Source organism: Wolbachia endosymbiont (group A) of Melieria omissa (assembly GCF_964031125.1).
In the GTDB taxonomy this organism is placed as follows: Bacteria; Pseudomonadota; Alphaproteobacteria; order Rickettsiales; family Anaplasmataceae; genus Wolbachia; species Wolbachia pipientis.
Map to the genome: position 1 here is coordinate 1,302,001 of NZ_OZ035007.1, position 24,929 is coordinate 1,326,929.

The 24,929-nt window shown below is 35.6% G+C and carries 26 protein-coding genes, 1 tRNA gene and 2 pseudogenes; 18 read left to right on the top strand and 11 right to left on the bottom strand.

Going from position 1 to position 24,929, the window contains the following annotated elements; translation table 11 throughout:
* Positions 1-45: 45 nt before the first annotated feature.
* Both ACQH2Q_RS06060 and terL read right to left on the bottom strand, forming a co-directional pair.
* Entirely contained in the window at positions 46-135 is a 90-nt protein-coding gene (locus ACQH2Q_RS06060; RefSeq protein WP_419198969.1) for a hypothetical protein, read from the bottom strand.
* A 99-nt stretch (positions 136-234) separates the two neighbouring features.
* Positions 235-1,686, bottom strand: coding sequence for a phage terminase large subunit (terL, locus tag ACQH2Q_RS06065; protein WP_425383461.1), 1,452 nt, complete (start codon positions 1,684-1,686; stop codon positions 235-237).
* Positions 1,687-2,340: 654 nt separating this feature from the next.
* Between terL and ACQH2Q_RS06070 the strand changes: the two genes are divergently transcribed.
* Complete coding sequence (locus ACQH2Q_RS06070; protein WP_425383462.1) at positions 2,341-2,517, top strand: hypothetical protein; 177 nt, start codon at positions 2,341-2,343, stop codon at positions 2,515-2,517.
* A gap of 417 nt (positions 2,518-2,934) precedes the next feature.
* A tRNA-Arg gene (locus ACQH2Q_RS06075) sits at positions 2,935-3,008 on the top strand.
* Between the two features lie 8 nt (positions 3,009-3,016).
* Here ACQH2Q_RS06075 and ACQH2Q_RS06080 read toward each other — a convergent pair.
* Entirely contained in the window at positions 3,017-3,967 is a 951-nt protein-coding gene (locus tag ACQH2Q_RS06080) for a complex I NDUFA9 subunit family protein (protein ID WP_264339548.1), read from the bottom strand.
* Between the two features lie 50 nt (positions 3,968-4,017).
* Positions 4,018-5,394 carry a UDP-N-acetylmuramoyl-tripeptide--D-alanyl-D-alanine ligase gene (locus ACQH2Q_RS06085; RefSeq protein ID WP_264723856.1) on the bottom strand — a complete coding sequence of 459 codons (1,377 nt, stop codon included), beginning with the start codon at positions 5,392-5,394 and terminating at the stop codon, positions 4,018-4,020.
* A 185-nt stretch (positions 5,395-5,579) separates the two neighbouring features.
* Here ACQH2Q_RS06085 and ACQH2Q_RS06090 point away from each other — a divergent pair, with 185 nt between their 5' ends.
* The 7 genes from ACQH2Q_RS06090 to mdh are packed head-to-tail and all read left to right on the top strand — an operon-like array spanning position 5,580 to position 9,409.
* Positions 5,580-6,362: a hypothetical protein gene (locus tag ACQH2Q_RS06090; RefSeq protein ID WP_425383463.1), complete on the top strand. Its 783-nt coding sequence runs from the start codon at positions 5,580-5,582 to the stop codon at positions 6,360-6,362.
* Between the two features lie 16 nt (positions 6,363-6,378).
* The gene (locus tag ACQH2Q_RS06095) at positions 6,379-6,636 is read left to right on the top strand and encodes a hypothetical protein (RefSeq protein ID WP_264339546.1); all 258 of its coding nucleotides are present in this window, start codon (positions 6,379-6,381) and stop codon (positions 6,634-6,636) included.
* Between the two features lie 3 nt (positions 6,637-6,639).
* On the top strand, positions 6,640-7,008 hold the full coding sequence (locus tag ACQH2Q_RS06100) for an HIT domain-containing protein (protein WP_010082356.1): 369 nt from the start codon (positions 6,640-6,642) through the stop codon (positions 7,006-7,008).
* Between the two features lie 18 nt (positions 7,009-7,026).
* The gene (locus ACQH2Q_RS06105; protein WP_006279576.1) at positions 7,027-7,380 is read left to right on the top strand and encodes an NADH-quinone oxidoreductase subunit A; all 354 of its coding nucleotides are present in this window, start codon (positions 7,027-7,029) and stop codon (positions 7,378-7,380) included.
* A 3-nt stretch (positions 7,381-7,383) separates the two neighbouring features.
* Positions 7,384-7,890 carry a NuoB/complex I 20 kDa subunit family protein gene (locus ACQH2Q_RS06110; RefSeq protein WP_006279574.1) on the top strand — a complete coding sequence of 169 codons (507 nt, stop codon included), beginning with the start codon at positions 7,384-7,386 and terminating at the stop codon, positions 7,888-7,890.
* Entirely contained in the window at positions 7,883-8,455 is a 573-nt protein-coding gene (locus ACQH2Q_RS06115; protein ID WP_006279573.1) for an NADH-quinone oxidoreductase subunit C, read from the top strand. Before ACQH2Q_RS06110 ends, ACQH2Q_RS06115 begins: the two co-directional genes overlap by 8 nt.
* A gap of 3 nt (positions 8,456-8,458) precedes the next feature.
* Positions 8,459-9,409, top strand: a complete 951-nt coding sequence (gene mdh, locus ACQH2Q_RS06120; RefSeq protein ID WP_264339545.1) for a malate dehydrogenase — start codon at positions 8,459-8,461, stop codon at positions 9,407-9,409.
* Between the two features lie 27 nt (positions 9,410-9,436).
* On the opposite strand, the gene ACQH2Q_RS06125 is transcribed toward mdh, so the two are convergent.
* From ACQH2Q_RS06125 to ACQH2Q_RS06135, 3 genes are read right to left on the bottom strand one after another with little or no spacing between them, the layout of a single operon-like run.
* Positions 9,437-10,204: a TatD family hydrolase gene (locus ACQH2Q_RS06125; RefSeq protein ID WP_425383464.1), complete on the bottom strand. Its 768-nt coding sequence runs from the start codon at positions 10,202-10,204 to the stop codon at positions 9,437-9,439.
* Positions 10,201-10,647 carry an RNA pyrophosphohydrolase gene (locus ACQH2Q_RS06130; protein ID WP_007548581.1) on the bottom strand — a complete coding sequence of 149 codons (447 nt, stop codon included), beginning with the start codon at positions 10,645-10,647 and terminating at the stop codon, positions 10,201-10,203. Before ACQH2Q_RS06130 ends, ACQH2Q_RS06125 begins: the two co-directional genes overlap by 4 nt.
* Positions 10,648-10,681: 34 nt before the next feature.
* The gene (locus ACQH2Q_RS06135; protein ID WP_264339543.1) at positions 10,682-11,299 is read right to left on the bottom strand and encodes an AAA family ATPase; all 618 of its coding nucleotides are present in this window, start codon (positions 11,297-11,299) and stop codon (positions 10,682-10,684) included.
* Between the two features lie 179 nt (positions 11,300-11,478).
* On the opposite strand from ACQH2Q_RS06135, the gene rsfS reads away from it, so the two are divergent.
* The 8 genes and pseudogenes from rsfS to ACQH2Q_RS06175 all read left to right on the top strand — a co-directional run.
* Positions 11,479-11,796: a ribosome silencing factor gene (rsfS, locus tag ACQH2Q_RS06140; RefSeq protein ID WP_006279567.1), complete on the top strand. Its 318-nt coding sequence runs from the start codon at positions 11,479-11,481 to the stop codon at positions 11,794-11,796.
* Positions 11,797-12,027: 231 nt separating this feature from the next.
* Positions 12,028-13,278 (top strand): tyrosine--tRNA ligase, encoded by a 1,251-nt coding sequence (tyrS, locus tag ACQH2Q_RS06145; RefSeq protein ID WP_007548582.1) that lies wholly within the window; start codon positions 12,028-12,030, stop codon positions 13,276-13,278.
* A 398-nt stretch (positions 13,279-13,676) separates the two neighbouring features.
* A pseudogene (locus tag ACQH2Q_RS06150) lies at positions 13,677-14,617 on the top strand (IS5 family transposase).
* 371 nt (positions 14,618-14,988) lie between these two features.
* Positions 14,989-15,318, top strand: a complete 330-nt coding sequence (locus tag ACQH2Q_RS06155) for an SWIM zinc finger family protein (RefSeq protein WP_007548583.1) — start codon at positions 14,989-14,991, stop codon at positions 15,316-15,318.
* Between the two features lie 861 nt (positions 15,319-16,179).
* A complete protein-coding gene (gene ruvA, locus ACQH2Q_RS06160) occupies positions 16,180-16,761 on the top strand; it encodes a Holliday junction branch migration protein RuvA (protein WP_264339603.1) in 582 nt (193 codons plus the stop codon).
* Positions 16,758-17,738 (top strand): Holliday junction branch migration DNA helicase RuvB, encoded by a 981-nt coding sequence (gene ruvB / locus ACQH2Q_RS06165; protein WP_182309817.1) that lies wholly within the window; start codon positions 16,758-16,760, stop codon positions 17,736-17,738. Before ruvA ends, ruvB begins: the two co-directional genes overlap by 4 nt.
* Before the next feature lie 228 nt (positions 17,739-17,966).
* Positions 17,967-18,704 carry a hypothetical protein gene (locus ACQH2Q_RS06170; RefSeq protein WP_182282721.1) on the top strand — a complete coding sequence of 246 codons (738 nt, stop codon included), beginning with the start codon at positions 17,967-17,969 and terminating at the stop codon, positions 18,702-18,704.
* Positions 18,705-18,764: 60 nt separating this feature from the next.
* Positions 18,765-18,830, top strand: a pseudogene (locus ACQH2Q_RS06175) (DNA-3-methyladenine glycosylase); the annotation flags it as partial.
* An 85-nt stretch (positions 18,831-18,915) separates the two neighbouring features.
* On the opposite strand, the gene ACQH2Q_RS06180 reads toward ACQH2Q_RS06175, so the two are convergent.
* Complete coding sequence (locus ACQH2Q_RS06180; protein WP_264339118.1) at positions 18,916-20,241, bottom strand: IS4 family transposase; 1,326 nt, start codon at positions 20,239-20,241, stop codon at positions 18,916-18,918.
* A gap of 95 nt (positions 20,242-20,336) precedes the next feature.
* On the opposite strand from ACQH2Q_RS06180, the gene ACQH2Q_RS06185 reads away from it, so the two are divergent.
* Positions 20,337-20,819 carry a DNA-3-methyladenine glycosylase gene (locus tag ACQH2Q_RS06185; protein ID WP_425383626.1) on the top strand — a complete coding sequence of 161 codons (483 nt, stop codon included), beginning with the start codon at positions 20,337-20,339 and terminating at the stop codon, positions 20,817-20,819.
* Positions 20,820-20,838: 19 nt separating this feature from the next.
* On the opposite strand, the gene purF is transcribed toward ACQH2Q_RS06185, so the two are convergent.
* Genes purF through ACQH2Q_RS06200 form a run of 3 tightly spaced genes read right to left on the bottom strand, consistent with a single transcriptional unit; the run spans position 20,839 to position 24,873 of the window.
* Positions 20,839-22,224: an amidophosphoribosyltransferase gene (gene purF / locus ACQH2Q_RS06190; protein ID WP_065094852.1), complete on the bottom strand. Its 1,386-nt coding sequence runs from the start codon at positions 22,222-22,224 to the stop codon at positions 20,839-20,841.
* Positions 22,225-22,249: 25 nt separating this feature from the next.
* Positions 22,250-23,353 (bottom strand): rod shape-determining protein RodA, encoded by a 1,104-nt coding sequence (rodA, locus tag ACQH2Q_RS06195; protein WP_151807632.1) that lies wholly within the window; start codon positions 23,351-23,353, stop codon positions 22,250-22,252.
* A 53-nt stretch (positions 23,354-23,406) separates the two neighbouring features.
* A complete protein-coding gene (locus tag ACQH2Q_RS06200; RefSeq protein ID WP_155969254.1) occupies positions 23,407-24,873 on the bottom strand; it encodes a proton-conducting transporter membrane subunit in 1,467 nt (488 codons plus the stop codon).
* Positions 24,874-24,929 lie beyond the last annotated feature (56 nt).

Below are 24,929 nucleotides of genomic sequence, written 5' to 3' on the forward strand. Positions count from 1 at the left end.
TATACAATGAAAAGTAAAAAAATATTTTAATGGTTCTTGTGAATTTTACGAACCGGGTTGTGGGACCTTTTCAGAAAACCCTTGGACGTTGCTATTTTTAAGTGACTTTGAAGGCTCATTACAATAGTATATGATCGCAGCAGCAACGAGAAGCTAGATTCCAGTGTCAGCTACTTGCATGACAAAAAAAGGAGCGCTGGGATGACATCCTCCCTTGTGGAAATTGCTCTCAAATCACAATGCCCGTAAAGCTGCGACCCTAGAGGTACTGTTTCTCACCCACTGCAAATATTGCACGGTACTATCCACTTGGTCGTCGTGGCGCGTTTCTGGGAACATTAAAATCTCATACTCAAAATCGTTCAGCCATACTGCTTGGTGCGGCAGAAAAACCTTGCCAGACTCTATAGTCGGAACAATTTGATAAAATCGAGTGAGTTTGTCATCATGTGGCACTATTTCAATAATCGGTAAATCACTGTTTGTCTTTAGCTCTTGTACTAATTGCTGACCACTTGTTTTGGCTTCGATCAAAATCGCGTGTGGTGACCATCTTGCAGCTAGTGATAAAACTTGTTCTTTAAGCTTTGGATACTCAAGCTTTGCGCGATATACATCAAGTAAATAGAATTTATTATCTATTTTTGCCCAGGTGATGCAGACACTAAAGTTGCTCATGTTACTTGTTGAAACCGCAGTATCCCAACTTTGTGTTATATGCGAGAGATTATCAGGAAATTTTTTATAGCGTTTCAACCACTCTGGTTTAATTATACCACTTGAAAGCGGCAGAGGGTTTTGTTGATATTGAGCAGCAAAAGCGTAACTCCCAAGTTCAGCTTTTATTATCTCAACTTCTTCTTTTCCTCCATCGAGGGGATATAACAACTGACCTTCTTCTCTTGAATATAATATCCTTACAGGTGACGCTGGTTTATTATATAATCGCCTGGTCGCACAGTGCTGAGCTACTCGGATGATAGGAACGGGAGGTATTGGCTTTTTGATTGAATAAATAACCTGCTTATTTTCAGAAATCATTGGCAAACAAATATGATGCCATATGTTTTTTGGCTTGGAGAGAAGGTGTCCAGTTAAGTCCTCCTGGTGTAGCCTGTGCATTACAAGAACGATGACTCCTTTTTTTCTATCGTTCAGCCTGGTTACTAAAGTCTGATCAAACCAGTTTGTGGCACGCTTTCTAAGCGTTTCACTCAAAGCTTGAGCAGAACTGAGCGGATCGTCCACAATGATAAAATCACCACCTTCACCAGTTAGTGTTCCACCAACTGATGTTGCGATTCTGTATCCTCTCTGCACTGTTTGAAATTTATATTTTGTATTCTGGTCTTTGGATAGTTCTATCTCTGGAAATAGCGCTCTATACCAACTAGACTGCATCACGCACCTGGTGTCGAGCGAGTGCTTTTCGCTGAGCCGCTGAGAATAACTTGCAACTATTATTCTCGCAGTTGGTTGGTTTCCCAGTATCCATGCGGGCCACGCAACGCTTATGCACATGGACTTCATCGAGCGCGGAGGCATATTGAATATTATTCGTTTCACTTCACCAGCGCTCGCCGCTTCCAGCCTATCTGCTATGACTTTTATATACTGATAATCGTTATACTCACACCCCGGCACTACCGTTTGAAAGCACAGTTCAATGAATTTTAGAAAGTTCATGATATAATGTTGAAACCAACGCGTGACGCTGGGATGACAAAAAAAGGAGCACTGAAGGCTATAGGTGAGACGTCGCGGTATCTCTAGATCCCGCTAACAAGCAGCGGGATGACGAATTACTTAACCATCATTACACCGTCATACCGCGATTCATTCGCGGTATCTCTTAACATAGATCCCCTACTATACCTTAACATAGATCCCGCTAACAAGCAGCGGGATGACGAATTACTTAACCATCATCTACACCGTCATACCGCGATTCATTCGCGGTATCTCTTAACATAGATCCCCTACTATACCTTAACATAGATCCCGCTAACAAGCAGCGGGATGACGAATTACTTAACCATCATCTACACCGTCATACCGCGATTCATTCGCGGTATCTCTTAACATAGATCCCCTACTATACCTTAACATAGATCCCGCTAACAAGCAGCGGGATGACGAGCTTATCTTCATGCCGCCACGAACCGTCATGCCGCCGCTAACCGTCATACCGCTGCGGTATCTCAGCCGCTAACAAGTAGCGGAATGACAACAATCCTACGTCATACCACCGCGGCGCTAACAAGAGATCCCGCTAACAAGCAGCGGGATACTTAGGGATGACGGTTGTTGTTTAGCTATAAATATTAAGAAATTTACCAAATGAAAAAAAAGGCAAAAGAAACCCTGGGGTTATTATCCGCTTTAAAATATTGGCGTTTTTTATGTTTTAAACGCTTGACAAGCAAGATTAAGCTGCTTTTAATTGCAACTAACTTACGCTGCAAATGTTTAAGAAATTTACTAAGCAGAAAAAAAGACAAAGAATCCCCGAGTTAGCTAGTCTTTTACTATCTCTGTCGAGTATTGGCATTTTTTGATGTCTTGTAACGCTTTATAAGCGCGTTCAGCTTATTTAGATAAAAATCTAGATGTAGATGAAGTTTTGTAAAGACATACAGTATCTATATACTGCAAAAAATTGAACATAAGACGCCGATACATTAAGTAATCCTTACCTTTTAATCTGCAGATTGGCGAAAGCAAATACAATAGCTTCAGTTTCATGATAAGGGGGCTGGCGGAGTTTGTCAAGCAACTTTCTATATAATATTTTCTAAAATAAATAGACTTCTCGCATCCAATTTCGGTAGCGCGCGACACACAACTGCAATGACAAGGTTTTGTAAGATAAACATCATATTCACACGAAGTACTTGACTTCACTTGTACTAAGAAGCATTTTATATATGTTGTGTGCCCGTAGCTCAGCTGGATAGAGCAACAGCCTTCTAAGCTGTGGGTCGTAGGTTCGAATCCCACCGGGCACACTCTTTTATCAATACTTTCTATAAATCTTCAAGTACTCTGGCACCACATTTTCAATTGCTAATGGTCGAACCTTCATTGTTTCAAGGTCAACTGACTTTTCGATTGAACTATTCATCATAACTTTCACCTGATCTTGAGTAAGCATAGGGTTCGTATCTCCGGTTATTGGTTTTAGCAGCATAGAAATAATTTTATTTTCTAAAAAGAAAGCTATTAACTTTGCCATTGGAAAAGATACATTGATCAACAAACACTTTCTGTTAGTAACATTCAGAATAAACTTCAATAAGCTTTTGAAAGAGTAAACCTTTGGTCCACCCATGTTATAAATTTTCTTGTCTTGCTTATTAAAACTGATAATACGATATACCACTTCAGCTAAGTCTGTTACACATATTGGCTGAAATTTAGTTGTTCCATTGCCAATTAGTGGTAAGAAAGGAAGAATAGTTGCTAATCTTGCAAATTTATTAAAGAAGTTGTCTTCTTTACCAAATACAAGGCTTGGCCTAATTATTATTGCTTTTTGAAATGCTGAAGTTACAGCTTTTTCACCTTCCAATTTACTTTTGGCATATTTTGACAACTTGCTATTTTCTATTCCCATAGCAGAAAAATGTATCATCATAGGTACATTTTTCATTTTTGCAGCTTTTGCTATCCTTTCAGCTATTTTAACGTGAACAGCGTAAAAATCGTGCTTTTTTGCTTCATATAATATTCCCACTAAGTTTATAGCTACATCACATTCTTCCATACCATCCAGAACTGATTTTTCATCAAAAAAATCGCCTTTAAATATTGATATTTGTCCTAAATTGCCACACAATTTTAAACAAGCAGCTTTTTCCTGATTACGAGTGAATATCTTTATTAAATATCCTTCTGCTGCCAAGCGTCTTACGATGTGTTTCCCTATAAACCCCGTTCCACCAAAAATAATTACACGTTTTATCACAATTAAAGTTCCTAATAATTTGTTACTGTAAATTAATACAATGATTTCGCTTAATATTTTATTACGAATTCCCGTACAATAAGATCCATTTTCATTCCTCGTGAGCCTTTAACTAGAATTGCGTCATTATTCTGAATAATGTTAGCTAAATCACTTTTCAATTGATTAGAATCATTAAAATGCGTGCCTCTTATATTATCTGGCAAAAACTCATGCAATTCTAACATAAATTTACCAACTGTATAAACTTTATCTACATTATTTTCTGTGATAACCTTAACCAGATCTGTATGAAATTTTATGCTTTCATCACCAAGTTCCAACATATCACCAAGCAAAGCTACTTTTCTCTGATTAGAATATGTACTCAAAGTTTTTATCGCAGTTTTCATCGAAGCAGGGCTGGCGTTATAGGAGTCATCAATTAAATGTATATATTTTCTATTGTATTTGACCTTATGAATATTGCCTCTACCTTTCGTTACACTAAAATTCTTAAGTGCAAGTGGTAATTTTGATAAATCAAGTCCGAGGCTCTGCACAACTGCTGCTGCAACAAGTAGCGAATAAGCAAAATGCTCGCCTTGCACACGTAAATTACAGTTTATAGTTTGATTATCACTCAGCCTGATTTTTAAATTTAGCCCGTCATCATTTCTTATTAGGTCCAACAAACAAACTTCAGCATTTTTATCTTTACCGAAGCTTATTACATTTCTATTGGCATGTGATGAGAGATAATCATAATATTTATTATCTCTGTTCAAAATCAAAGTACCGTTATTTTTCATACCATACAGAATCTCTAACTTCGCTTGTGCAACGTCAAATAGTGATGAAAAATTTTCAGTATGTGCAGGTTCGATGTTGGTAATAACTGCAATATTCGGATTACTAATCTTTGATAATTCTTTTATTTCACCAGCTTTATTCATTCCCATTTCAAGGATTAAGTACTGGCAGTTTTTTGGAGCTTTTAGAATTGTCAAAGGCAATCCTATATTATTATTTAAGTTACCTTCGTTTGCATGGGACACTCCATATTGCGATAAAACAGTGTGCAGCATATCCTTTGTAGTAGTTTTCCCGACACTGCCTGTAATTGCAATAACTTTAGCGTCAACAAGAACATTTCTAATATAGTATGATGCCATATCGTGCAAAGCTTTCAGGGTATCTTGTACAATAACGAGAGGAAAATTTTTATATTTACCCTCACTTACTATTGCAGCTACTGCCCCTTTTAAAAACGCTTCATGCAAAAAATTATGGCCATCAAAATTCTTTCCCTTGAGTGCAATAAATAAATCACCTTTTTTTATGCTTCTTGTATCCGTTGAAATATTTGAGCTATGTATCCAATTACAACCATTTACGTCTCTTCCGCCAGTTGCATCAATGATATTATTTGTGCTCCATTTAAACATAATTTAGAGAGTATTCTTTATAATAAATTGAACAATAAAAGTAGCGAAAATACTACATGTTTTAGACAATGTACAAATAATGGTTGCAATCCCTATAATTCTATCTTATAATGGATATAGAAGTTTAAATTTTTTCGTCTATAATTAAAATGTATTTAGTTGTAGAAAGTACCTTGGAGGTATGTATGTTCACAGGAAAAAATGAAAAATCTACTTCTATACTAGCTAAAGTTGGTAATGCAGCTTCGGGAGTAGGAAGTTTTCTGGATAGAGGTGTAAAAGTTCTAGTCAAGGGTGCAGTGTACCCTATATGGCCAAAGAATTGGTTTAAGTCCTGGGATGAAATGCGGCACGACATAAAAAATGGCGGACGTTCTATTATTGGCAACCCACTTGAAGAATATGATCCACCTATAGAAACCACACAAGCTAGTGAGGATCTTGGTGTCCAAATAATGGAGCAAAAGAAAGGAACAGGAAAGGTAACTTTTTTAGCATCAAGGACTCTGACAGGGGATATACCCTATTTGACGCCAGAACGATTAGGTGAAATAAAGCAAAACCTGCCAAATGTAACTATCTTTAAAGAAGAAAACAAAGTTGTAATTGAAGTTGATGTTAAAAAAATAATTGAAGACATCAAAAAGAACAATCCAGGAATTGATGAGAAAAGAATAAAAGAGCTTGCTCTTGAAAAAATTGCTGAAGGAGCTGAAGGAGTTGGTGGCAACCTTAAAAAGCTAGCAAAAATTACTGGCGGAGAATTTAAAGTTCACACAGACTTAAAATTGCTGTATGGTATTGCAGAAAAATTGTATAAGGAATATGATGATCAAAAGCAGTCATCAGACAAAGTTGTGAAGTCTGATGTTGGTCAGCCTTCAGAAACTATAGCTTCAGGTGAGAAAAAATGGGCGCAAGAAGCTATAAAAGCAGGTAAGTCGCAAAGTTGTGGAATGCAAAAATAAGTTATAGGGGAGTATTATGAGTGAAGCTAAAAAAATAGAGGAAAGACATCATAGTCTAACTGTTCCTGGGGATATGTATCACTTACAACCAGGAGTTATTACTGGAAAAAGGGTAAGTGGAATAGAACCCTTTTTGAAAGAACAGCAGGACATGGTAAAAGTAAGGGAACTTGTAAGCTCTTTAAATCTTGAAGATCCTTCTGGTGAAGCGATAAAACCACTATCTACACCTAATGTAGAGAAAAACGAAGAAAGAGGGAAAGGTCGCTCTTAAAATATGAGCAATGAAGTTTATGATAGCGATAACATCTTTGCTCAAATATTAAGAGGTGAGTTACCTTGTGAGAAGGTACATGAAAATGAAAATGTACTAGCTTTTCATGATAAGTACCCTGACGCACCAGTTCATATTTTAGTTATATCAAAAAATCAATATATTTCATATGATGATTTCATTCTAAAAGCTCCTGAAGAGGAAATAGCGGATTTCTTCAAAACTGTAAGAGAGATAGCACACAAATATAATCTAGAAAAAACAGGATATAGATTAGTCACTAACTACGGTGAAAATGGAGAGCAGGTTGTACCACACTTTCACGTGCATATTTTAGGTGGTAAAAAGTTAGGAAAGCATGTAAACTCATAGTGTTATATGTTTTGTTAAATGAGCGAATATTTAACCATAGTAATCTTTATCTGCGTATCAATTGTAGTATCTTTTGCTTTAGGTATATTGCCTATGTTTCTTGCAGTGAGTAAGCCAGATGGTGAAAAGCTTTCCACATATGAGTGTGGCTTCAATCCACTATCCAGTGCAAGAAAAAATTTTGACATTAAATTTTATCTAGTTTCAATATTATTTATAATATTTGACTTAGAAATTGCTTTTCTTTTTCCTTGGGCTGTTTCTTTATCTAAGATAAGCTATGGTGGATTTTGGTCTATGATGGTATTTCTTGCAATACTCACTATAGGTTTTATCTATGAATGGTGTAAAGGTGCATTAGAGTGGGAGTAGTTTATGACAAATCAAATTCTATCTAATGATGACTGGGGTCGTTATAAAAAAGAAGGGTTTCTTGTCACTAAATTTGGTGATTTAACAGATTATGTAATGAATTGGGCAAGGTCTGGTTCATTGTGGCCAATGACATTTGGTCTTGCATGTTGCGCAGTTGAGATGATGCATACTGCATCCAGCCGTTATGATCTTGATAGATATGGTATAATGTTTCGTGCAAGCCCACGTCAATCAGATGTGATGATTGTTGCTGGCACACTAACTAATAAAATGGCAGCAGCATTGCGCAAGGTTTATGATCAAATGGCAGACCCGAAGTATGTTATTTCCATGGGAAGTTGTGCAAATGGTGGTGGTTATTACCATTACTCTTATTCAGTAGTCCGAGGCTGTGATAGAATTGTGCCAGTTGACGTGTATGTCCCTGGATGCCCACCAACCGCTGAGGCGTTGCTATATGGAATGCTATGCCTACAAAACAAAATAAAACGGACTCGGAATGGATAAAACTGCAAAGTATATACAAAAAAAGACCAAATGCGAGTGCATTCAAAAAGATGATGGCATTATTGTAATATATTCAACTTTAGATGAAATTGAAAAGTACCTATTCTTTCTACGTGATGATGAAAAGTGTAGGTTTGAACTATTAGTTGATATTTTTGGGGTTGACTATCCAAATAGAGAGAAGCGTTTCGAGCTAATATACAATCTGCTCAGCATTGTGCATAATATTAGAGTACACATAAAGCTTCAGTTATGTGAAAGCGACATGCCTCCAAGTGTAGCGAAGATATTTAGTACGGCTTTGTGGTTTGAGCGTGAAGTGTTTGATATGTATGGAATAGAGTTTTCTGATCACCCTGATTTGCGTAGGATTCTAACAGACTATGGATTCAAAGGTCATCCAATGTTAAAAGATTTCCCTCTCACTGGTTATGAGGAAGTAAGATATGATATAGAGACAAAAAAGGTTGTGTATAATCCTATAGATTTACCGCAAGATTTTCGTATGTTTGATAGCTTATCGCCTTGGGAAGGTAAAACCATAAAAGTAAATACAAAGGAGTAGAAAATGACAGTACAAAGAAAAAAAATATCTTTAATCGGTGCAGGAAATATCGGTGGAACTCTCACCCATATGATTGCACTAAGGGAACTCGGTGATGTTGTTTTACTTGATATTAGTGATGGAATACCACAAGGTAAAGCACTCGACATAGCAGAATCATCCCCTATTGATGGATTTAATGTCAATATTACTGGCACAAATAGGTATGAAGATATAAAAAACTCCGATGCAATTATAATAACCGCTGGCATCGCTAGAAAACCTGGAATGAGCAGGGATGACCTCCTGCAAACCAATGCTAAAGTAATGAAGGAGGTTGGCGAAAATATTAAAAAATATTCTCCAAACGCGTTTGTAATAGTGGTTACCAACCCTTTGGATGCCATGGTTTCAGTGGTGCATAAATTTTCAAACCTTCCAACTAATATGATTGTTGGCATGGCAGGAGTGCTTGATTCTTCCCGTTTTCGTTACTTTCTTGCAAGTGAGTTAAATATCTCAGTTGAAGATATATCTGCTTTTGTGCTTGGAGGACATGGCGACACTATGGTATCACTAATCAATTGTGCTTCAGTTGCTGGAGTTCCACTTACTCAAATTATCGATATGGGTCTTATCACACAGAAAAAAGTCGATGAAATAGTTGAACGCACTCGCAATGGCGGTAAAGAAATAGTTGATCTGCTTAAGTCTGGATCTGCATACTACGCTCCTGCATCTTCAGCTATATGCATGTTAGAATCATATTTAAAAGATAAGAGGCGCATATTACCATGTGCTGCTTACCTTAATGGTGAATATGGTGTAGAAGAGTTGTTTATTGGTGTTCCTGTAATTATTGGAAAAAACGGAATTGAAAAGATCCTAGAAGTTAAAATGAATGATAGTGAACAAGAAATGTTTAATAAGTCTGTAAACTCGGTGAGAGAGCTGGTGAAATCTTTAGGTTCATAAGCAAATTAATGGTTTTATAGAGCTTCTTTATAGCTCAAACAGCCTAAAAAAGTTGCTTGTGGTTACCTTCGCTACTTGCTCTGGTGACTCATTCCACAACTCTGCCAAACAATCAACAACGTATTTCACCATTGCTGGTTCATTCTTTTTTCCCCTATAAGGCTCAGGTGATAGATATGGTGCATCAGTTTCGACTAAAACACGCTCGCGTGGTACATTTTGTGCAATTTCTCTGAGTAAGCTCGCATTTTTAAAAGTAATAATTCCAGAAAATGAAATATATAACCCCAAATCCATAGATTGATCAGCAAGTTCTTTAGAGGAAGCAAAGCAGTGCATTACTCCACTAAAAGCACCGGCTTTCATTTCTGACCTTAACATATCGATCATCTCATTATCAGCGCTTCTTGTGTGAATAACTAAAGGTAGTCCAGTTATTCTTGACGCTTCTATATGTAATGCAAAACTTTTTTTCTGATTGTCTTTGTTGTCAGATTTATAAAAATCTAACCCGGTTTCACCGATACTAATTACCTTTTGATTTTTGGTAAATTCAACTAATTCATCAACATGTATACACTCACCGTTTTCTATAGCAGCATCAAGCGGATGTATACCAACAGAGGAGTAGACCTGATCATAGGATGAAGAAATTTTTAATAACTTAGGAACATCGTCAATGCTTACGCATATGTTATGCAAAACCTTTACACCATTTTGCTCTGCCCTTGAAATTACTTTTGGTATTTCATCGTCAGAAAAATAAATCAAGTGGCAATGAGAATCTACTATCATGAGCTTATTGTTGAGGCTTTTATTATAGAAGAAAACTCTTCTATCACTGTTTTATAAACTTCTTTTTTAAATGATATAGCACTGGCTACTAAACTATCTATACCTTGCCAACGCCACTCTTTGAACTCTGGATGACCAGTATAATTAATATCAATGTCCTCATCCTCTCCGCAAAACTTCATTAAGAACCACCTTTGCTTTTGACCAGAATATTTTCCATTCCAGCATATTGGTATAACTTCTTCAGGCAAGTTGTAGTATATCCAATCCTTGCTTTTAGTTATAACCTTTACTTTATTAGTACCAACCTCCTCTAGCAACTCACGTAACGCTGCTTGTTCCAGTTCCTCACCATCATCAACACCTCCTTGTGGCATCTGCCAGTAAGAATCGCTATCAAAGCGTTTTCCAATAAAGGCATGTCCTTGTCTGTTAAATAGCATTATGCCAACACAAGGACGGTACTTATCTTTCTGCTCAACCACGAGTACGCTCTGTTTTTAAATGATTTGTTACAGAAGTTTTAATTAATTTTCCATTTTTTTCTTTCTTCATCTCTTCAACAATTTTCTTTGCAACTTCCTTTGCATTCAAGTTCGAGTTATCAATTTCAAGCGAACCCTCAGGTATAAATAGCCTTTTCCCTTCAATTTTCTTTATAGCAAAATCCGGATCAGTAATTTTATTTTCCTGATATCTCTCTTCTGATTGGACACGTCTTACTAGTTTTTCATTATTACAATGTAATACTACAGAAAAAATTTCCATGTCCATTTTTTTACTTAAATTTACCACTGAGTTATATAATCTTTGGTCATAGGGATCACCCTCTATCAATTCATTTGTAAATATATAATGTTTTGATTTTACGTAGTGTTTTTCCAGTATTGCTAATACATTTTCCCTAACTGCAAAAATTTTTTCCCATAGGTCATCTGGAACTTCAGCGTTTTGTAATTTAACAATATCAAATATAATATTATTGAATAGATTATTGCTTACTATTACTGCACCAATGATTTTACACAGTTCCTTTGCAGTAGTAAACTTACCACTGCCTGGAAAGCCGATTAAGTAGATGAGAGTCTTGCCCATAATGAATACTAGTAAAAAGCTATTTTCAATTATATAAAAAGTATATACATTGTACATGCTAAAAACATGATGATAAAATAGATGCAGGTAATACCTTTAACAAGTAGTTGCGTTGAAAATAGTTCATATTTAGAAATTTTGAGTATATAATTATAAATGAATCATATAACCTGTAAACAATGCTTAGCGATATGGAATCGATAAGAAGTACAATTGAAGAGATAATAGATCAAAATAAAGGTCATGATATAGTAACTTTTGATGTGCAGAATAAAACCGTTATTGCAAAATATATGATTATTGCATCTGGTGATTCAAGCCGTCACGTTAAAGCTTTAGCTGAGCACGTAATAAAAAGCCTCAAGCCACATGATAAAATAGATGTAGAAGGTATGGATGAAGGCAATTGGGTAGTTTTGAATTTTCAAGGCATAATGGTTCACATATTCAGGCCGGAAGTAAGGGAGTATTATAAAATAGAAGAGTTATGGAACTGATTGCCTGGATAGCTGGTGCACAACTGCACAAACGTTGTAATTTTGAAGGCAACTCCTGCACAGGTAGTGGTGTCATGAAAGTAGCTGACACTGGAATCCAGTTTTTCATGCAATTTCATCGAAAACGTTGTATAGTGTGCTTGTTTATAATTAAGTTCCAGTGTCTGGGCACTGGCTTCTCTATTAGGGTTACCTTCAGCATTAATGACAGGATAGACTGGGGTTTATAAAATGAAACACGCATCTGAATTTTTAAATTTCATCCAAGAAAGAGGGTACCTATACCAATGCACAAACATTGAAGGACTAGATCAATTATTATTGCAGAGCAATTATATAGTTGCATACATTGGGTTTGATTGCACAGCACCAAGTCTTCATGCTGGTCACCTAATTCAGATTATGATGCTCTGTCACCTACAAAAATTTGGTTATAAGCCGATAGTCTTACTTGGAGGTGGCACAACAAAAATTGGTGACCCATCCTTCAAAGATAAAGCAAGAAGCATCTTGCCTGTAGAGAACATCAATCAAAATACATCCAGTATAAGGAGAATATTAGAGAAAATGGTGTCTTTTAATGACAGCAAGACTGGTGCAATGATAGTAAATAACGCAGATTGGTTGGATAACATAAAATACATAGATTTTTTGCGTGATATAGGAGCTTATTTTTCTGTAAATCGTATGCTAAGTTTTGATAGTGTGAAAACCAGGCTGGATAGAGAGCAAACCTTAAGCTTTCTGGAATTTAATTACATGCTATTGCAAGCTTACGACTTTATTGAATTAAACAAAAAATATGATTGTCGTCTGCAGATTGGAGGGTCAGACCAGTGGGGAAATATAGTAAACGGAATTGAACTTGGAAAAAAGTTGAATTTACCTGAGCTATTTGGCCTTACCATGCCTCTTTTATTAAATGCACAAGGAAAAAAAATGGGCAAAACTGAAAGTGGAGCAGTGTGGCTTGATGATAATATGCTAAAGCCTTACGACTACTGGCAATATTTTCGCAACGTTGATGATCAAGATGTTGGACGTTTTTTAAGATTGCTCACTGATGTGCCAATTGATGAGATTAGAAAATTAGAGTCTTTAAAGGATCAAGAAATAAATGAAGCAAAAAAGGTCTTGGCAACAGAAGTGACAAAAATATGTCATGGTGACAAAGAAGCGGAACTTGCACAATTTGCTGCAATTTCTGCTTTTGAGAATGAAGATAGCTCACTACTTCCTGATTACATCATAAAAAAAGAACAAGTTGCAAGCGGCATATCCTTAGTAGACCTACTACATGACACCGGTTTTGAACCTTCAAAAGGCGCTGCAAAGCGTTTAATACAGGGCAACGGATGCAAGATTAATGATAATGTTGTAAACAATATTGATCATGTAATAAATTTCGAAAGCTTTAAAGATCAGCCATTTATAAAATTATCTGCAGGAAAGAAACGCCATATAAAAGTTGTGGTAGATTAGGTCTCGAAGTAAGAAAACAAATTTTATACAAGTGAGAAATTAGATATGGAGCAAATTTTCAAAATTCGAGAATTATGTATAAAACAACTGGAAAGATAGTAGAAAGCGAAATTCTATTATATATAGCTAAAGTGGCTTAGGTTTACCTACAATTTGAAAAACAACAAATTCGTCATTCCGCTACTCATTAGCGGAATCTATACCGCGAATGAATCCATAACTGTACGGACATTGCAATTTGGGCCTACCAGGAGGGCAATGCCTCTTATCCAAGTACCCTCTTCTTGTCATCCCAGTGCTTGACACTGGGATGGCTTTGTTGCATAGCAACTGAAAAAATCTGGTGGCTACTGACAAAATTCATTATAAAATAGCCATTTAACCTTGAAAGAAAAAATATGCCACAAAAAATGAGGGTCAGTAACCATAGCGAATATAACAAATTTCTAGAAAAAAGAGGAAATATTTTTCATTATATCAACGAAGCCATAGAAAAGTGGTACGAGAATGGTCCAAAAATACCAGGTGGCAACAATATTTATAGCGATAAAGTTGTAATTTTGGTGCACATAATAACTTGTTTATTTAGAATAGGCCTGAGGCAAACAGTTGGGTTTATAGCAGGATACCTTGAGCAAATTGGGAAAAATTTGCAAGTTATCAGCTATTCACAATCATCAAGAAGGTTTAAGAAACTCAATATTAAGATCAATGATTGCAGAAAATAATATGGAAGATATCGAAATTGCTATAGACAGTACAGGAATTAGTATATACAACAACACTCCTGGTCATAGCAAAGAAAATAGCGAAGATAGAAAGTATCGCAGCTATGAGCAGACAAGAAAATTGCATGTAATGTTGAATACAAACAGCAAAAAAGCCATAGCTGTAAAATACAGTAACGGCTGATCACTATGGAGCTTGTGATTTGCTAAAAGAAGTCGATTTTCAGTATGTCATAAAAGTACTATATGCAGATAGGGCATATGACAGAGAAAAGCTCTATAAGCTGTGTAATCAATATGGTATAAAAACGAAAATTCCTCCGAAAAACAACGCAGCAGAGCATCCAAAGTTAGACTATATGGCTGAGAGAAATTCTGCAGTCAAGCTCATAAAGTCATATGATGAAGATGGTATAAAGAAGTGGAAAAAAGAGATGAGTTATGGAAAAAGATCTTATATAGAAAGTTTTTTCTCGCGACTGAAACAAACATTCGGGTTTAGTTTTAGGAATAAATCTGAGACAAATAGAGAGAAGGAACTACTTGTTAAATGCTATTTGCTCAATAAGTTCACTGATATTGGTATGGCTAAATTTGAGATAGCTTCATAAATTTATTGTGCGTTACCTACTATCCGAAGAGCGATGCAACAAAGCCCACTGGGATCCAGGAATTTTATTAAGTTGGTAAGTATAAAAGTAGCCGTTTTATGTTAAAACACAACGTTCTTGATGAGATTACGGCAAGGCTGGATTCCAGTGTCAGCTACTTTCATGACACCATTTGCTGTGCAATTTACCTTCAAAAATGAATGTTCATACAGTTATGGAATGAATCGCGGTATGACGTAGGGAAACCTTTCTTGAGTTAGCTATAGCACTATAAAATTGTCCGCAGGGCCATATAAAAGTCGTGGTGAGTTAATAAATTTTTATGGAAGAAAGGATATATTAGAAAATTGAGGGTTTTAAAGGAGGTAAAAATGAGACTGTATTATAAAGATATCACAGGTCTTATCAAAGAACCCTACCGCTCCAGAGGAAGGGATTATTTTGACAAAAGAAAGGTACAGATTATATCTGTTAATGAATCTCAAGCTAAATCAAAGGTAGTTGGATCAAATGTATATCGAGTAACACTAAAGCACGATGGTCCTCTTTTGAGTGGAACATGTTCCTGTCCTGCATTTGTGTATTATGGTCCATGTAAGCATATGGCTGCAACAGGTTTTGCTTTGGTTGCACTTGATAGAAAGGAGTATCGATCGTCTGCGCGCCCAGATGAACAGACTCTCTTTGAAAGGTTTTACTAAGAAAAACAAAGCAAGAGCTAATTTCAATAATTACTCGTTCCAGTAAACATTATCCTGAGATTTTTGAAGAACTAGAGGATAAAGAATATGAGCAATTTATTCAAAGTGAACTTTCAAAATCCGAGAATTATGTATAAAACAACCGGAAAGATGGTGAGATCAGGTAATCTATGGCTGAGACGTCATACCGCCGCGGTATCTCTTAGCCGCTAACACGTAGCGGGATGACGAGATGCCACCACGAACCGTCATACCGCGCGATTCATCCGCGGTATCTCTTAGCATAGATCCCGCTAACAAGCAGCGGGATGACGGTTGTCGTTTAGCTATAAACATTAAGAAATTTACCAAATGAAAAAAAAGGCAAAAAAAGCCCCATGATTGGCTAATTACTTACATTATACTTTCAAGTATGGCGTTTTTTTATTCTAAACACTTAATAACCGCGATTCAGCTACTTTTAAACCGCAACTAATCTAAATTATAAACGTTAAGAAATTTACTAAACAGAAAAAAGGCAAAAGAAACCCTAGGGTAGCTAGTTATTCACTATCCATTTTTTAAGTTGGCGTTTTTTTATGTTTTAAACGCTTTATAAGCGCGTTTCAGCTTATGTAGGTAGAAATTTTATAAGACATAAGGTGCACATAGTGCAAAAAATTAAACATGATACGCCAGACACGTGAGTTTTTTTGTCATTTAATCTGTACAGAGAAGATAAATAAATAGCTTCAGTGTTTATGATAAGGGGGCTGGCGGAGTTTGTCAAGTGGTTTTTTAGCCACGTTTCCCTGTTATAATGTTCGTTTGCTTGACCTAAGATCCAGGAGTATTTAAACTGAACCCTATACAGTGCTAAAAATGATAGGAAATCTAAGCGGAATAGTTGATGAAGTGCGCAGTGATCACATAATCCTGAATGTGAATGATGTTGGCTATATGGTGTATCTTTCAGCCAAAACTTTAAATGCATGTTCCATCGGAAGTAGAGTTAAATTACTTATCGAAACCTATGCAAATAACAGAGAAAATGTCGCTCAGCTATATGGTTTTATAAGCAAAGAAGAACAGCAGTGCTTGAGGTTGCTTGTCAAAGTAAGCGGCGTTAGCTATAAAACTGCAATGTCAATTTTGAGTAAATTAACTCCAGAACAGCTATTTTTGGCAATTATGAATGAAGATAAAGTAGCACTCAAGATGAGTGGACTTGGCTTGAAACTCATAAATCGAATCATCACTGAATTGAGTGGCAAAGTAAGTAAACTAGAAATAAATAACAATAACTTTAATCCAATTAATGAAGATGCCCTTTCAGCATTGATCAATCTTGGATATGAAAAAATGAAAGCTTATGATACGATAAAGAAAATACAAGACGAATCGTCAAATCTGGACACTAAGGATATTATTCGCATAGCGCTTAAGGAGCTCTTAACATTATGAAATCAATATCGTGCGGTAAAGAATATACTGAAGATGTGCGCAATATCAACATCAGGCCTGAGCAACTTGATGATTTTGTCGGGCAAAAAGACTTAATACAAAATTTAAAAGTGTTTATAAACGCTGCACAGACGAGAACTGAAGCTTTAGATCACGTCTTATTGTACGGTCCTCCAGGGCTTGGCAAAACAACTTTAGCACAAATTGTTTCTAAAGAATTAAGAGTTAGCTTTCGCGCAACTTCTGGTCCTTTACTTAGTAAAGCTGGAGATTTGGCCGCAGTGCTTACCACTTTAAATGCAAAAGATGTTCTATTTATCGACGAAATCCATAGATTAAATCGCAGCATCGAAGAAGTTTTATATACTGCTATGGAAGATTTTTGCTTGGACATATTAGTAGGTGAAGGTCCATCTACTCGCACTTTAAGGATAGATCTACCACCATTTACGCTAATTGGAGCAACAACACGGCTTGGATTACTTTCTGCGCCACTCAGAGATCGTTTTGGCATTCCTTTGCATCTTGAGTTTTATTCCTTTGAGGAGCTGGTTAATATTATAAAAAGAGGCGCAAGAGTTCTTTCTGCTGAAATTGAAGAGGGTGCTGCGCGGGAAATTGCCTGCCGTGCGCGCGGCACTCCAAGAATTGCTTTGAGGTTACTCAGAAGAATAAGGGATTTTGTTGAAGTGAAAGATGATAAAAAAATTACTTATGAAGTCGCTGATTCTGTATTACTAAAATTGGGTGTAGATAAAATGGGACTCAATAAACTTGATATGAATTATCTAAGATTTTTATTCAACACTTCAGGCCCTGTTGGAATTGACACCATATCTATTGCGCTATCCGAAGATGTTGGCAATATTGAAGAAACAGTAGAACCTTATTTAATCAAAATTAGTTTTGTAAAGCGCACACCAAGAGGGCGCGTTCTAACCGATCAAGCAAAGGAGTATTTGAGCTTTCAACATTAAACATCATAATTTATATTGACTAATTGGCGTGGTATCTATATGCTAACATTTATATATTAAAAATAATGGAGGCATATATGTTAACTAGTAGCACTGAAACTGTATCTTTAATTGAAACTTCTTCTAATCTAAATATCAGTCCTTCTGATAATAATTCGATTTCGGATACTAAAAATGTACCTAAATCAACAATAGATGAGAATGTACCTAAATACGTCACTCTTAATAATGCAGAACAACACTTCTACTAATACCACTAATAAAAAGAAACCAAAACCTTATATTCATAAGGATAGTAATGGTATATGTACATATACTGCTCGGGATGAGAATAAATATGGTGGTAAGAACATTATAGGCAAAATTGCTGAACAAATTAAAGAAGAGATATCTAAAAATATAGAAAATAATGATATAGAATTTATAAAACTTAAAGAAAGCAAAAATGAAGATAATATTATTGAGCCTGCCGTAAGAATTGCGATAGGTAGTAATACAAAAGAAATAAGCATGAGTGACATTCTAAATAACGATTTGTGTAAACAATATGGCGTGAAAGCAATTACATTATTGCTACCTCAAAGTAAAGCAAGGGGGCTACGTTGCCGGGTTGATGAACATGGAACAAGAATTTATGAAGTAGCTAATGGGTCATATCAAATGACTTTAAAGTGGAATGCTCAAGGAAAAGAATGTAATATTAAAATTAATATTCATGATAATGGCTCCGTAGAACTTATTGAGGGTAATGGTGTTACTATGGAGCAATTAGCTGCACATAAAGAAGTAAAAGTAGGAAGGCAATATGAAGCAAAGCCTTTACATGAAGTGTTAGCATCACAATTGCCACAAACACAATTACAACAAAGCTCTGAAGAAGTAAAATTTTTGGAGCAGCATTCAACAAATGTAGAAGACTTGAGCGGCGCATCACAAAAGCATCAAGCTCCTGCTGCTTCAAAATAGGTAAAGTAGTGAAAATTCAGTATAAGTTGCTTGCATCTGCAAGTAACTTATACTTTTATGATGAGCAACACAATACTACCAAGAAATTTCTACGAGCGGCCAACTTTGGTTGTAGCCGGGGAGTTATAGCCTTTCTTATAATAGTCCGAATGCGATAAGATATGTGTTTATGGCTATAGCAGGCCAGTAGCATATTACCATACGCGTCAAGTTAAGAGATTGTGAGCAAATTTAGAGAGGTTAAAGTGGATACTCTAGCCCTTCTACGTTTGTCTTTTAATGAAAATCGCGACCAAGTTATAGTGAGTTTTTTAAGAAATGCTTTTAAACTATTAATTTTGGTTAATACTAAAAATAACTCTCTAACCCGCCTTTTTAGCTCAATAAATGCCTTTGTTAAGCTAAGTTCTGTATTCTTTTTCACTTCTGTGCAACCAACTATGCCGTGAAATATAAGAATTGCGCACAATTTAGCATATAGTTCACATAATACTCTGCATGGCTTTCCTTTTAGCTTATCAAGCCTGATATGGCTTTTATACAATTTAAATAATAACTCAATTTGCCACCTTACTCTGTAAATCGTTAATACTTGCTCAGCACTAATTTTATTTTCTGGAACATTAGTTATAAATATTGACCAGTTCAACAATTTTTGATTTCTTTTAGAGGATGTATATCCCTGCGATCTTGCTAATCTATTAGCTTTCCTTCTTCTGGCCATAGACTGTTCTTCAGTTAGTTTCTGACATATAATTCTTACTCTAATTTTTGCTTCTTTTCCTAACAATACCTCGTTTTCTAAAAATAACTTATCCTCTAAACATTCTAATAACTCCATTTTTTGATTTGTTTCTACATCATATATGTTGGTATCGGATTTATAACGACTTATGAAATAAGCTCCTATTTCATTGATTTGTTTAAAAGAACTTGGCACAAAATAACCGAGATCAGATATTAGCAAATCATTGCTTAATATATTACTTAAATGTTTCCTATATCCCTGGTCTGATCTTACCCCCTCCGTTAAATTAAGTTGGTCTATTATCTGATTCATGTAGTCGAAAACTAATTGTAACTTTATTCCAGACTTAGTATTGCTTTCATAGCCACTGTAGCTAGTACCATAACCTTTATACATCTCTTCCATACTGTTAGGTAGAGTAATATAGCTACTGTCCAATAATTTAACACTATTAAATTGCTGTAAGATTTTGCAATCAACTTGCAAGATATTTTTAAAGAGAATCACAGATTCATTATACATCCTTTTCATAAATTCCACTGCTTCTTCAGTAAATCTAAAATCCAAACCTTGTTTTGTTATATCTATCGAGTCCTCGTTTAGTAATTGACACATTGTTTCTACGCTACAATTATCAACTCCTATATTACCCAAGACCATGGCTTTTACGAATGATGAACCTTTTAGCTTTCTCTTTCTTTTTATAAACCTTGTTGTAATTGAGATTTTCTCTGCTTTTTCATTAAAAAATTCTTTGAGCTTTTTTGATAAGCAAGTTATTTTATTCATTGGTTCTCTCACTAAAAGTATATCTGGGAGAACTTATACCTTATTATTCTATCTCTTTCATACCTTTATTTCCTTAACTTGACGCGTATGGTAGCATATTACGGTCTGTTCGGATTATTGTAAAAAGAGCTATACTAGGAAAGATGCTGAAATTTTCTAACTTTAGTGGAATAATAACCGAAGTTGAAGCCTATATAGGAATGAGTGACCCAGCTTGTCATGCAGCTAAGGGTTATACTAACCGAACCTCAGTAATGTTTGGTATGCCGGGGTTTTCATATGTGTACTTTATATATGGAATGTATTACTGTTTAAATATTGTAACAGAAGCAGAAGGGTTCCCAGCAGCAGTGTTAATACGGGGATTAAAGCTCATTGAACCGCTTGAGGCAAATTTAGGTGGGCCAGGAATATTGTGTAAAAGATTAAATATTACAAAAGAACATAACAAACAGGACCTTACTATAAGCCACGAATTTTGTGTTTATGAATCTTACCTCAAACCAGATTATATTTGCACCCCGAGAATCGGAATTAGTAAAGGCCAAGAGAAATTTTGGCGGTTTAAGATTTTCTAAACTTAAGACCTTGCGTAGACTATTTGCCAATCGGATAATCACCAGTGAAACAAGCATCACAATATTGTGGTGTAGCATTGTTACGCTTTTCTGCTTTAACAGCCTGATATAGTCCATCAATACTCAAGAAGGCTAGGCTATCTACTCCTATAACTTCCTTAATTTCCTCTACAGATTTATTTGCAGCAATTAAATCTTTGCACTCTGGCGTATCTATTCCATAAAAACAAGAATGCTTAATTGGTGGGCTTGAAATTTTGAGGTGAATCTCTTTTACTCCTGCATCCTTTAACATAACTATTATATTTGTTAACGTACTACCACGCACTATACTATCATCTATTAAAATTATGTTTTTACCTTTCAAAATGTGCTTATTAGCATTGAATTTTAATTTTATTCTAACTTTACGTACTTCAGCGGTTGGTTGTATAAAAGTTCTTCCTATGTAATGATTACGAATTATTCCCAGTTCCATAGGTAACCCTGAATGCTTTGCATATCCAATAGCTGCAGGTATTCCAGAATCAGGTATTGGTACAACCATATCCATATTGTTTTTTGGTGGGCTCTCTTCTGCAAGTATTCTTCCTATTTCTTTTCTTATATCATATATGGACCTATTCTCCATTATGCTGTCTGGTCTTGAAAAATAAACGTATTCAAAAATACAAAAACTTGATTTTTGCTGTGGGAAAGGAAATGCTGAAGCTAGATTACCATTTCGATCAATGGTGACTAACTCACCTGGTTCTATTTCTCTAACAAACTCTGCATTTACTATATCAAGAGCACAAGTTTCAGATGCAAGAACATAAGAACCGTTTAACTTCCCTAAAACAAGAGGCCTGATTCCAGACGGATCACGTACTCCAATAACTACTTCTTGATTGATTGCCACAAAAGAATAAGCACCTTGTATTTGCTTTAATGCATATATAAAACTCTCTAAGAAGCTATCTTTTTCACCGCTTGCTGTCAGATGCACTACTACTTCTGTATCAATATCTGACTGAAAAACGCACTCTTGTTTAATTAATTGTTCGCGTATTGGAGAAATATTAATTAAATTACCATTATGTGCTATGGCAAAATCCCCAAATTTGCCACTTTTGCCAAGCATGGGCTGCACTCCAAACTTATTACCACTTGTTGAGTATCGAACGTGACCTATTGCACAATCTCCAGGTAAGGATTTCTTTATTTCATCTATATCATCAAATACGCTGCTCACTTGACCTTGAAAGTGATAAGAGTGCAGCTTATCGTTGTTACTGGTTACTACGCCAAAAGACTCTTGACCTCTATGCTGCAAAGCGTGGAGAGCAAGTATAGAGTTAAAAGCAGCACTTTGGTTGCAACTTATGCCAAATACCCCACATTCCTCACGCATTTCATCTAGCATAAAAACTATTAAGTAAAGTTTAATTTTACTTTAGCATAGGTAAAATACAAGCATTTTGTTGTTCATCTGCTTTTATTGCCAGCAATAATCCTATGCATATCAAGCTTGCAGCAGTTGTACTTCCTCCATAGGAAAGAAATGGCAGTGGATCGCCTATCACAGGCAAGAGGCCTATTGACATTCCAATGTTTACAAAAAAATGAGCGCTAAAAAAGGCGAAAATGCCGATAGATACCGACTTAGAAAAATAATTTTTCGACCTATAAGCGATAGAGAAAATTACTCCAAGTAATGAGGTATAAAGCAAAATTAAAGCCATGCTACCTAAAAAGCCCCATTCCTCACTCAGCACTGCAAAAGCAAAATCTGTACGTTTCTCCGGCAAAAATCCAAGTTGAGTTTGACTTCCGTTAACAAAGCCCTTACCAAGCAAACCTCCTGAACCAATAGCTATTTGAGATTGCTGCGCATTATAACCTATTCCAAGTGGATCCACTGATGAATCCAAAAATGACAATATCCTTTGCTTGTGATAAGGACGTAAAAAAGGCCAAATAGCCGGTACTGCAAAAATGCCAAGAGTTCCACATATTACTGAATGAGATCTTTTTATTATTGTTGTGAATATAATTGATATCCCTATAAATAACATTATCATAGCTGTGCCTAAATTAGGTTGCTTTAACACCAAGAACACGGGTAAGAAAATAATTATAAGTGCCTTAAGCAATCTTTTAAATTCCATCATTTTATACATACTCTGCTTATCAAAATAGCGAGCAAGCGCAAGTATTAAGCCTACTTTTGCAAATTCTGATGGTTGCAAACTAATTGATCCAATTCTTATCCACCTTGTTGCACCCATTATGTGTGAGCCAAAAAAATTTACTGCTAATAGTGAAATCGCTGCTGCTATATAAAAAAAGTAGGCGTACTTCAAATAAAAATCTAGCTCTATGAATGACATAGCTATAGCGAGTAGGAAAAAGAAGGAAAATATGACCAGTTGGTGAATCGCAAATGGCACCCACTTTCCTCCAGCAGAAGAGTATTGAACAACAATGCCAACGCAAAACAGCGCTATCACGTTAATGACTAATAACCAATGAATCTTCTTCAGCCTACCCACAATAAAGACCTTATAACCTTAAAGTATAGTAAAATATGAAACAAAGATAAAAATCAAAAAACCAACTTCTCAACTACTAACCGAATTGGAGTGCTATATATTCCAGTTACTACTGTTAAAGCTGCCATAAACAATAGACAGAAAAGCATAGGAAATGGCACATCATTAATTTTGCCTAGTGTCATTCTAGTGCGTGACGTTGCATCATTTTCAAAATACATTTTCTCTACCATCTTCCACATGTATATTAGTGCAAGAAAAGAACCGGCAGCAAAAGCTATCAGGGAAATCCACGCGCGAGATTCGATAATTGCTTTCATTATATACCACTTGCTTACAAAGCCATTTGTTAAAGGCACACCGATTAATGCTAAACTGAGTAGAGTGAACGCAAGTGCTGTATAAGGCATTGATTTCTTGAGTCCCGATAAATTCTCTATTTTTGTTGTATCAAATTTGTAAGAAATACATCCTGCAGCCATAAATAAAGATGTTTTTATTATGCTGTGGTTTACTATGTGAAGAATTGCTGCAAATACACCTGTTTTTGAGTTAAAACTCAGTGCTAAAATTATATAACCAATTTGGCTAATACTAGAGTGAGCAAGCAGTCTTTTTATGTCTTTTGCGGTTATTGCAAATATCGACCCAAATACAATAGCGCAAAGTGCGAGGATAATTATCACATTGTCCAGTAGCGGCTTAAACAAGAAAAAATTTTGATGAAAAACAGTATAAAAGATTCTGATGAAAACATATATCATCACTTTTGTCACTGTGCCTGAAAAGAATATGCTAATGAAACTTGGCGCCTCACTATATGCATTAACCAGCCACCTGCTTAATGGAAACAGTGCCATTTTGATTGAGAGACCAACAAAAATGAACAACGTGCCAAGTTTTATGATGTTGTTATCGTATAATGGAACTATTCTTTCAGCCATGTCAGACATATTGAGCGTTCCAGTCATTGAATACAAGAGCCCGATGCCAAATAAATAAAATGTTGCACCTATTGTTCCACTAATTAGATATTCAAATGCTGCAACCAAGGCTTTTTTATCCCTTCCCATTGAAACTAATACATAAGAAGAAAGAGATGAAATTTCCAAGAAAACGTAAAGGTTAAATATGTCGTTTGTTACTAGAATCCCGAACAGTCCGCTTAAGCACAGTAGAAATAGAGAGTAAAAACCAGTGATTTTGTTTTTGCTAATTTCTTTTTCGTTAATATAAAAGCTATAAAGCACGCTAATCAGCGCTATAAAATTCACCAAAGTTAGAATCAAGGAGTTCAACACGTCGATTCTTAACTCTATGCCGTACGGGGGAGCCCAATCCCCAAGGTGATAAGTTATAATTTCGCCTTTATATGTTTTAATGAGTAGTATTGATGAAATGATAAGAGTGATTGTTGTTGCAATAAAAGAAATAAACCAAGATACCTTGTGTTTCTTGGCAAGAAAGCAAAACATTGATGCAATTATTGGGATAATAACTTGTAAAATTGGTAATTGCATTAAATTGTTGTTAATATATCGTTAAAGTATTAGTATATATAATACTTTTTGTTTTA

Bases quoted from the DNA above. Each gene is read 5' to 3' on its own strand.
- ACQH2Q_RS06155 (WP_007548583.1), top strand. From the start codon at position 14,989: ATGAGACTGTATTATAAAGATATCACAGGTCTTATCAAAGAACCCTAC.
- mdh (WP_264339545.1), top strand. From the start codon at position 8,459: ATGACAGTACAAAGAAAAAAAATATCTTTAATCGGTGCAGGAAATATC.
- ACQH2Q_RS06130 (WP_007548581.1), bottom strand. From the start codon at position 10,647: ATGCTATTTAACAGACAAGGACATGCCTTTATTGGAAAACGCTTTGAT.
- ACQH2Q_RS06070 (WP_425383462.1), top strand. From the start codon at position 2,341: ATGAAAAAAAAGGCAAAAGAAACCCTGGGGTTATTATCCGCTTTAAAA.
- ruvB (WP_182309817.1), top strand. From the start codon at position 16,758: ATGAAATCAATATCGTGCGGTAAAGAATATACTGAAGATGTGCGCAAT.
- ACQH2Q_RS06090 (WP_425383463.1), top strand. From the start codon at position 5,580: ATGTTCACAGGAAAAAATGAAAAATCTACTTCTATACTAGCTAAAGTT.
- purF (WP_065094852.1), bottom strand. From the start codon at position 22,224: ATGCTAGATGAAATGCGTGAGGAATGTGGGGTATTTGGCATAAGTTGC.
- ACQH2Q_RS06170 (WP_182282721.1), top strand. From the start codon at position 17,967: ATGCAGAACAACACTTCTACTAATACCACTAATAAAAAGAAACCAAAA.
- ACQH2Q_RS06180 (WP_264339118.1), bottom strand. From the start codon at position 20,241: ATGAATAAAATAACTTGCTTATCAAAAAAGCTCAAAGAATTTTTTAAT.
- ACQH2Q_RS06095 (WP_264339546.1), top strand. From the start codon at position 6,379: ATGAGTGAAGCTAAAAAAATAGAGGAAAGACATCATAGTCTAACTGTT.
- ACQH2Q_RS06115 (WP_006279573.1), top strand. From the start codon at position 7,883: ATGGATAAAACTGCAAAGTATATACAAAAAAAGACCAAATGCGAGTGC.
- ACQH2Q_RS06110 (WP_006279574.1), top strand. From the start codon at position 7,384: ATGACAAATCAAATTCTATCTAATGATGACTGGGGTCGTTATAAAAAA.
- terL (WP_425383461.1), bottom strand. From the start codon at position 1,686: ATGAACTTTCTAAAATTCATTGAACTGTGCTTTCAAACGGTAGTGCCG.
- ACQH2Q_RS06125 (WP_425383464.1), bottom strand. From the start codon at position 10,204: ATGATAGTAGATTCTCATTGCCACTTGATTTATTTTTCTGACGATGAA.
- ACQH2Q_RS06085 (WP_264723856.1), bottom strand. From the start codon at position 5,394: ATGTTTAAATGGAGCACAAATAATATCATTGATGCAACTGGCGGAAGA.
- ACQH2Q_RS06135 (WP_264339543.1), bottom strand. From the start codon at position 11,299: ATGGGCAAGACTCTCATCTACTTAATCGGCTTTCCAGGCAGTGGTAAG.
- ACQH2Q_RS06200 (WP_155969254.1), bottom strand. From the start codon at position 24,873: ATGCAATTACCAATTTTACAAGTTATTATCCCAATAATTGCATCAATG.
- ACQH2Q_RS06105 (WP_006279576.1), top strand. From the start codon at position 7,027: ATGAGCGAATATTTAACCATAGTAATCTTTATCTGCGTATCAATTGTA.
- tyrS (WP_007548582.1), top strand. From the start codon at position 12,028: ATGAAACACGCATCTGAATTTTTAAATTTCATCCAAGAAAGAGGGTAC.
- ruvA (WP_264339603.1), top strand. From the start codon at position 16,180: ATGATAGGAAATCTAAGCGGAATAGTTGATGAAGTGCGCAGTGATCAC.
- ACQH2Q_RS06100 (WP_010082356.1), top strand. From the start codon at position 6,640: ATGAGCAATGAAGTTTATGATAGCGATAACATCTTTGCTCAAATATTA.
- rsfS (WP_006279567.1), top strand. From the start codon at position 11,479: ATGCTTAGCGATATGGAATCGATAAGAAGTACAATTGAAGAGATAATA.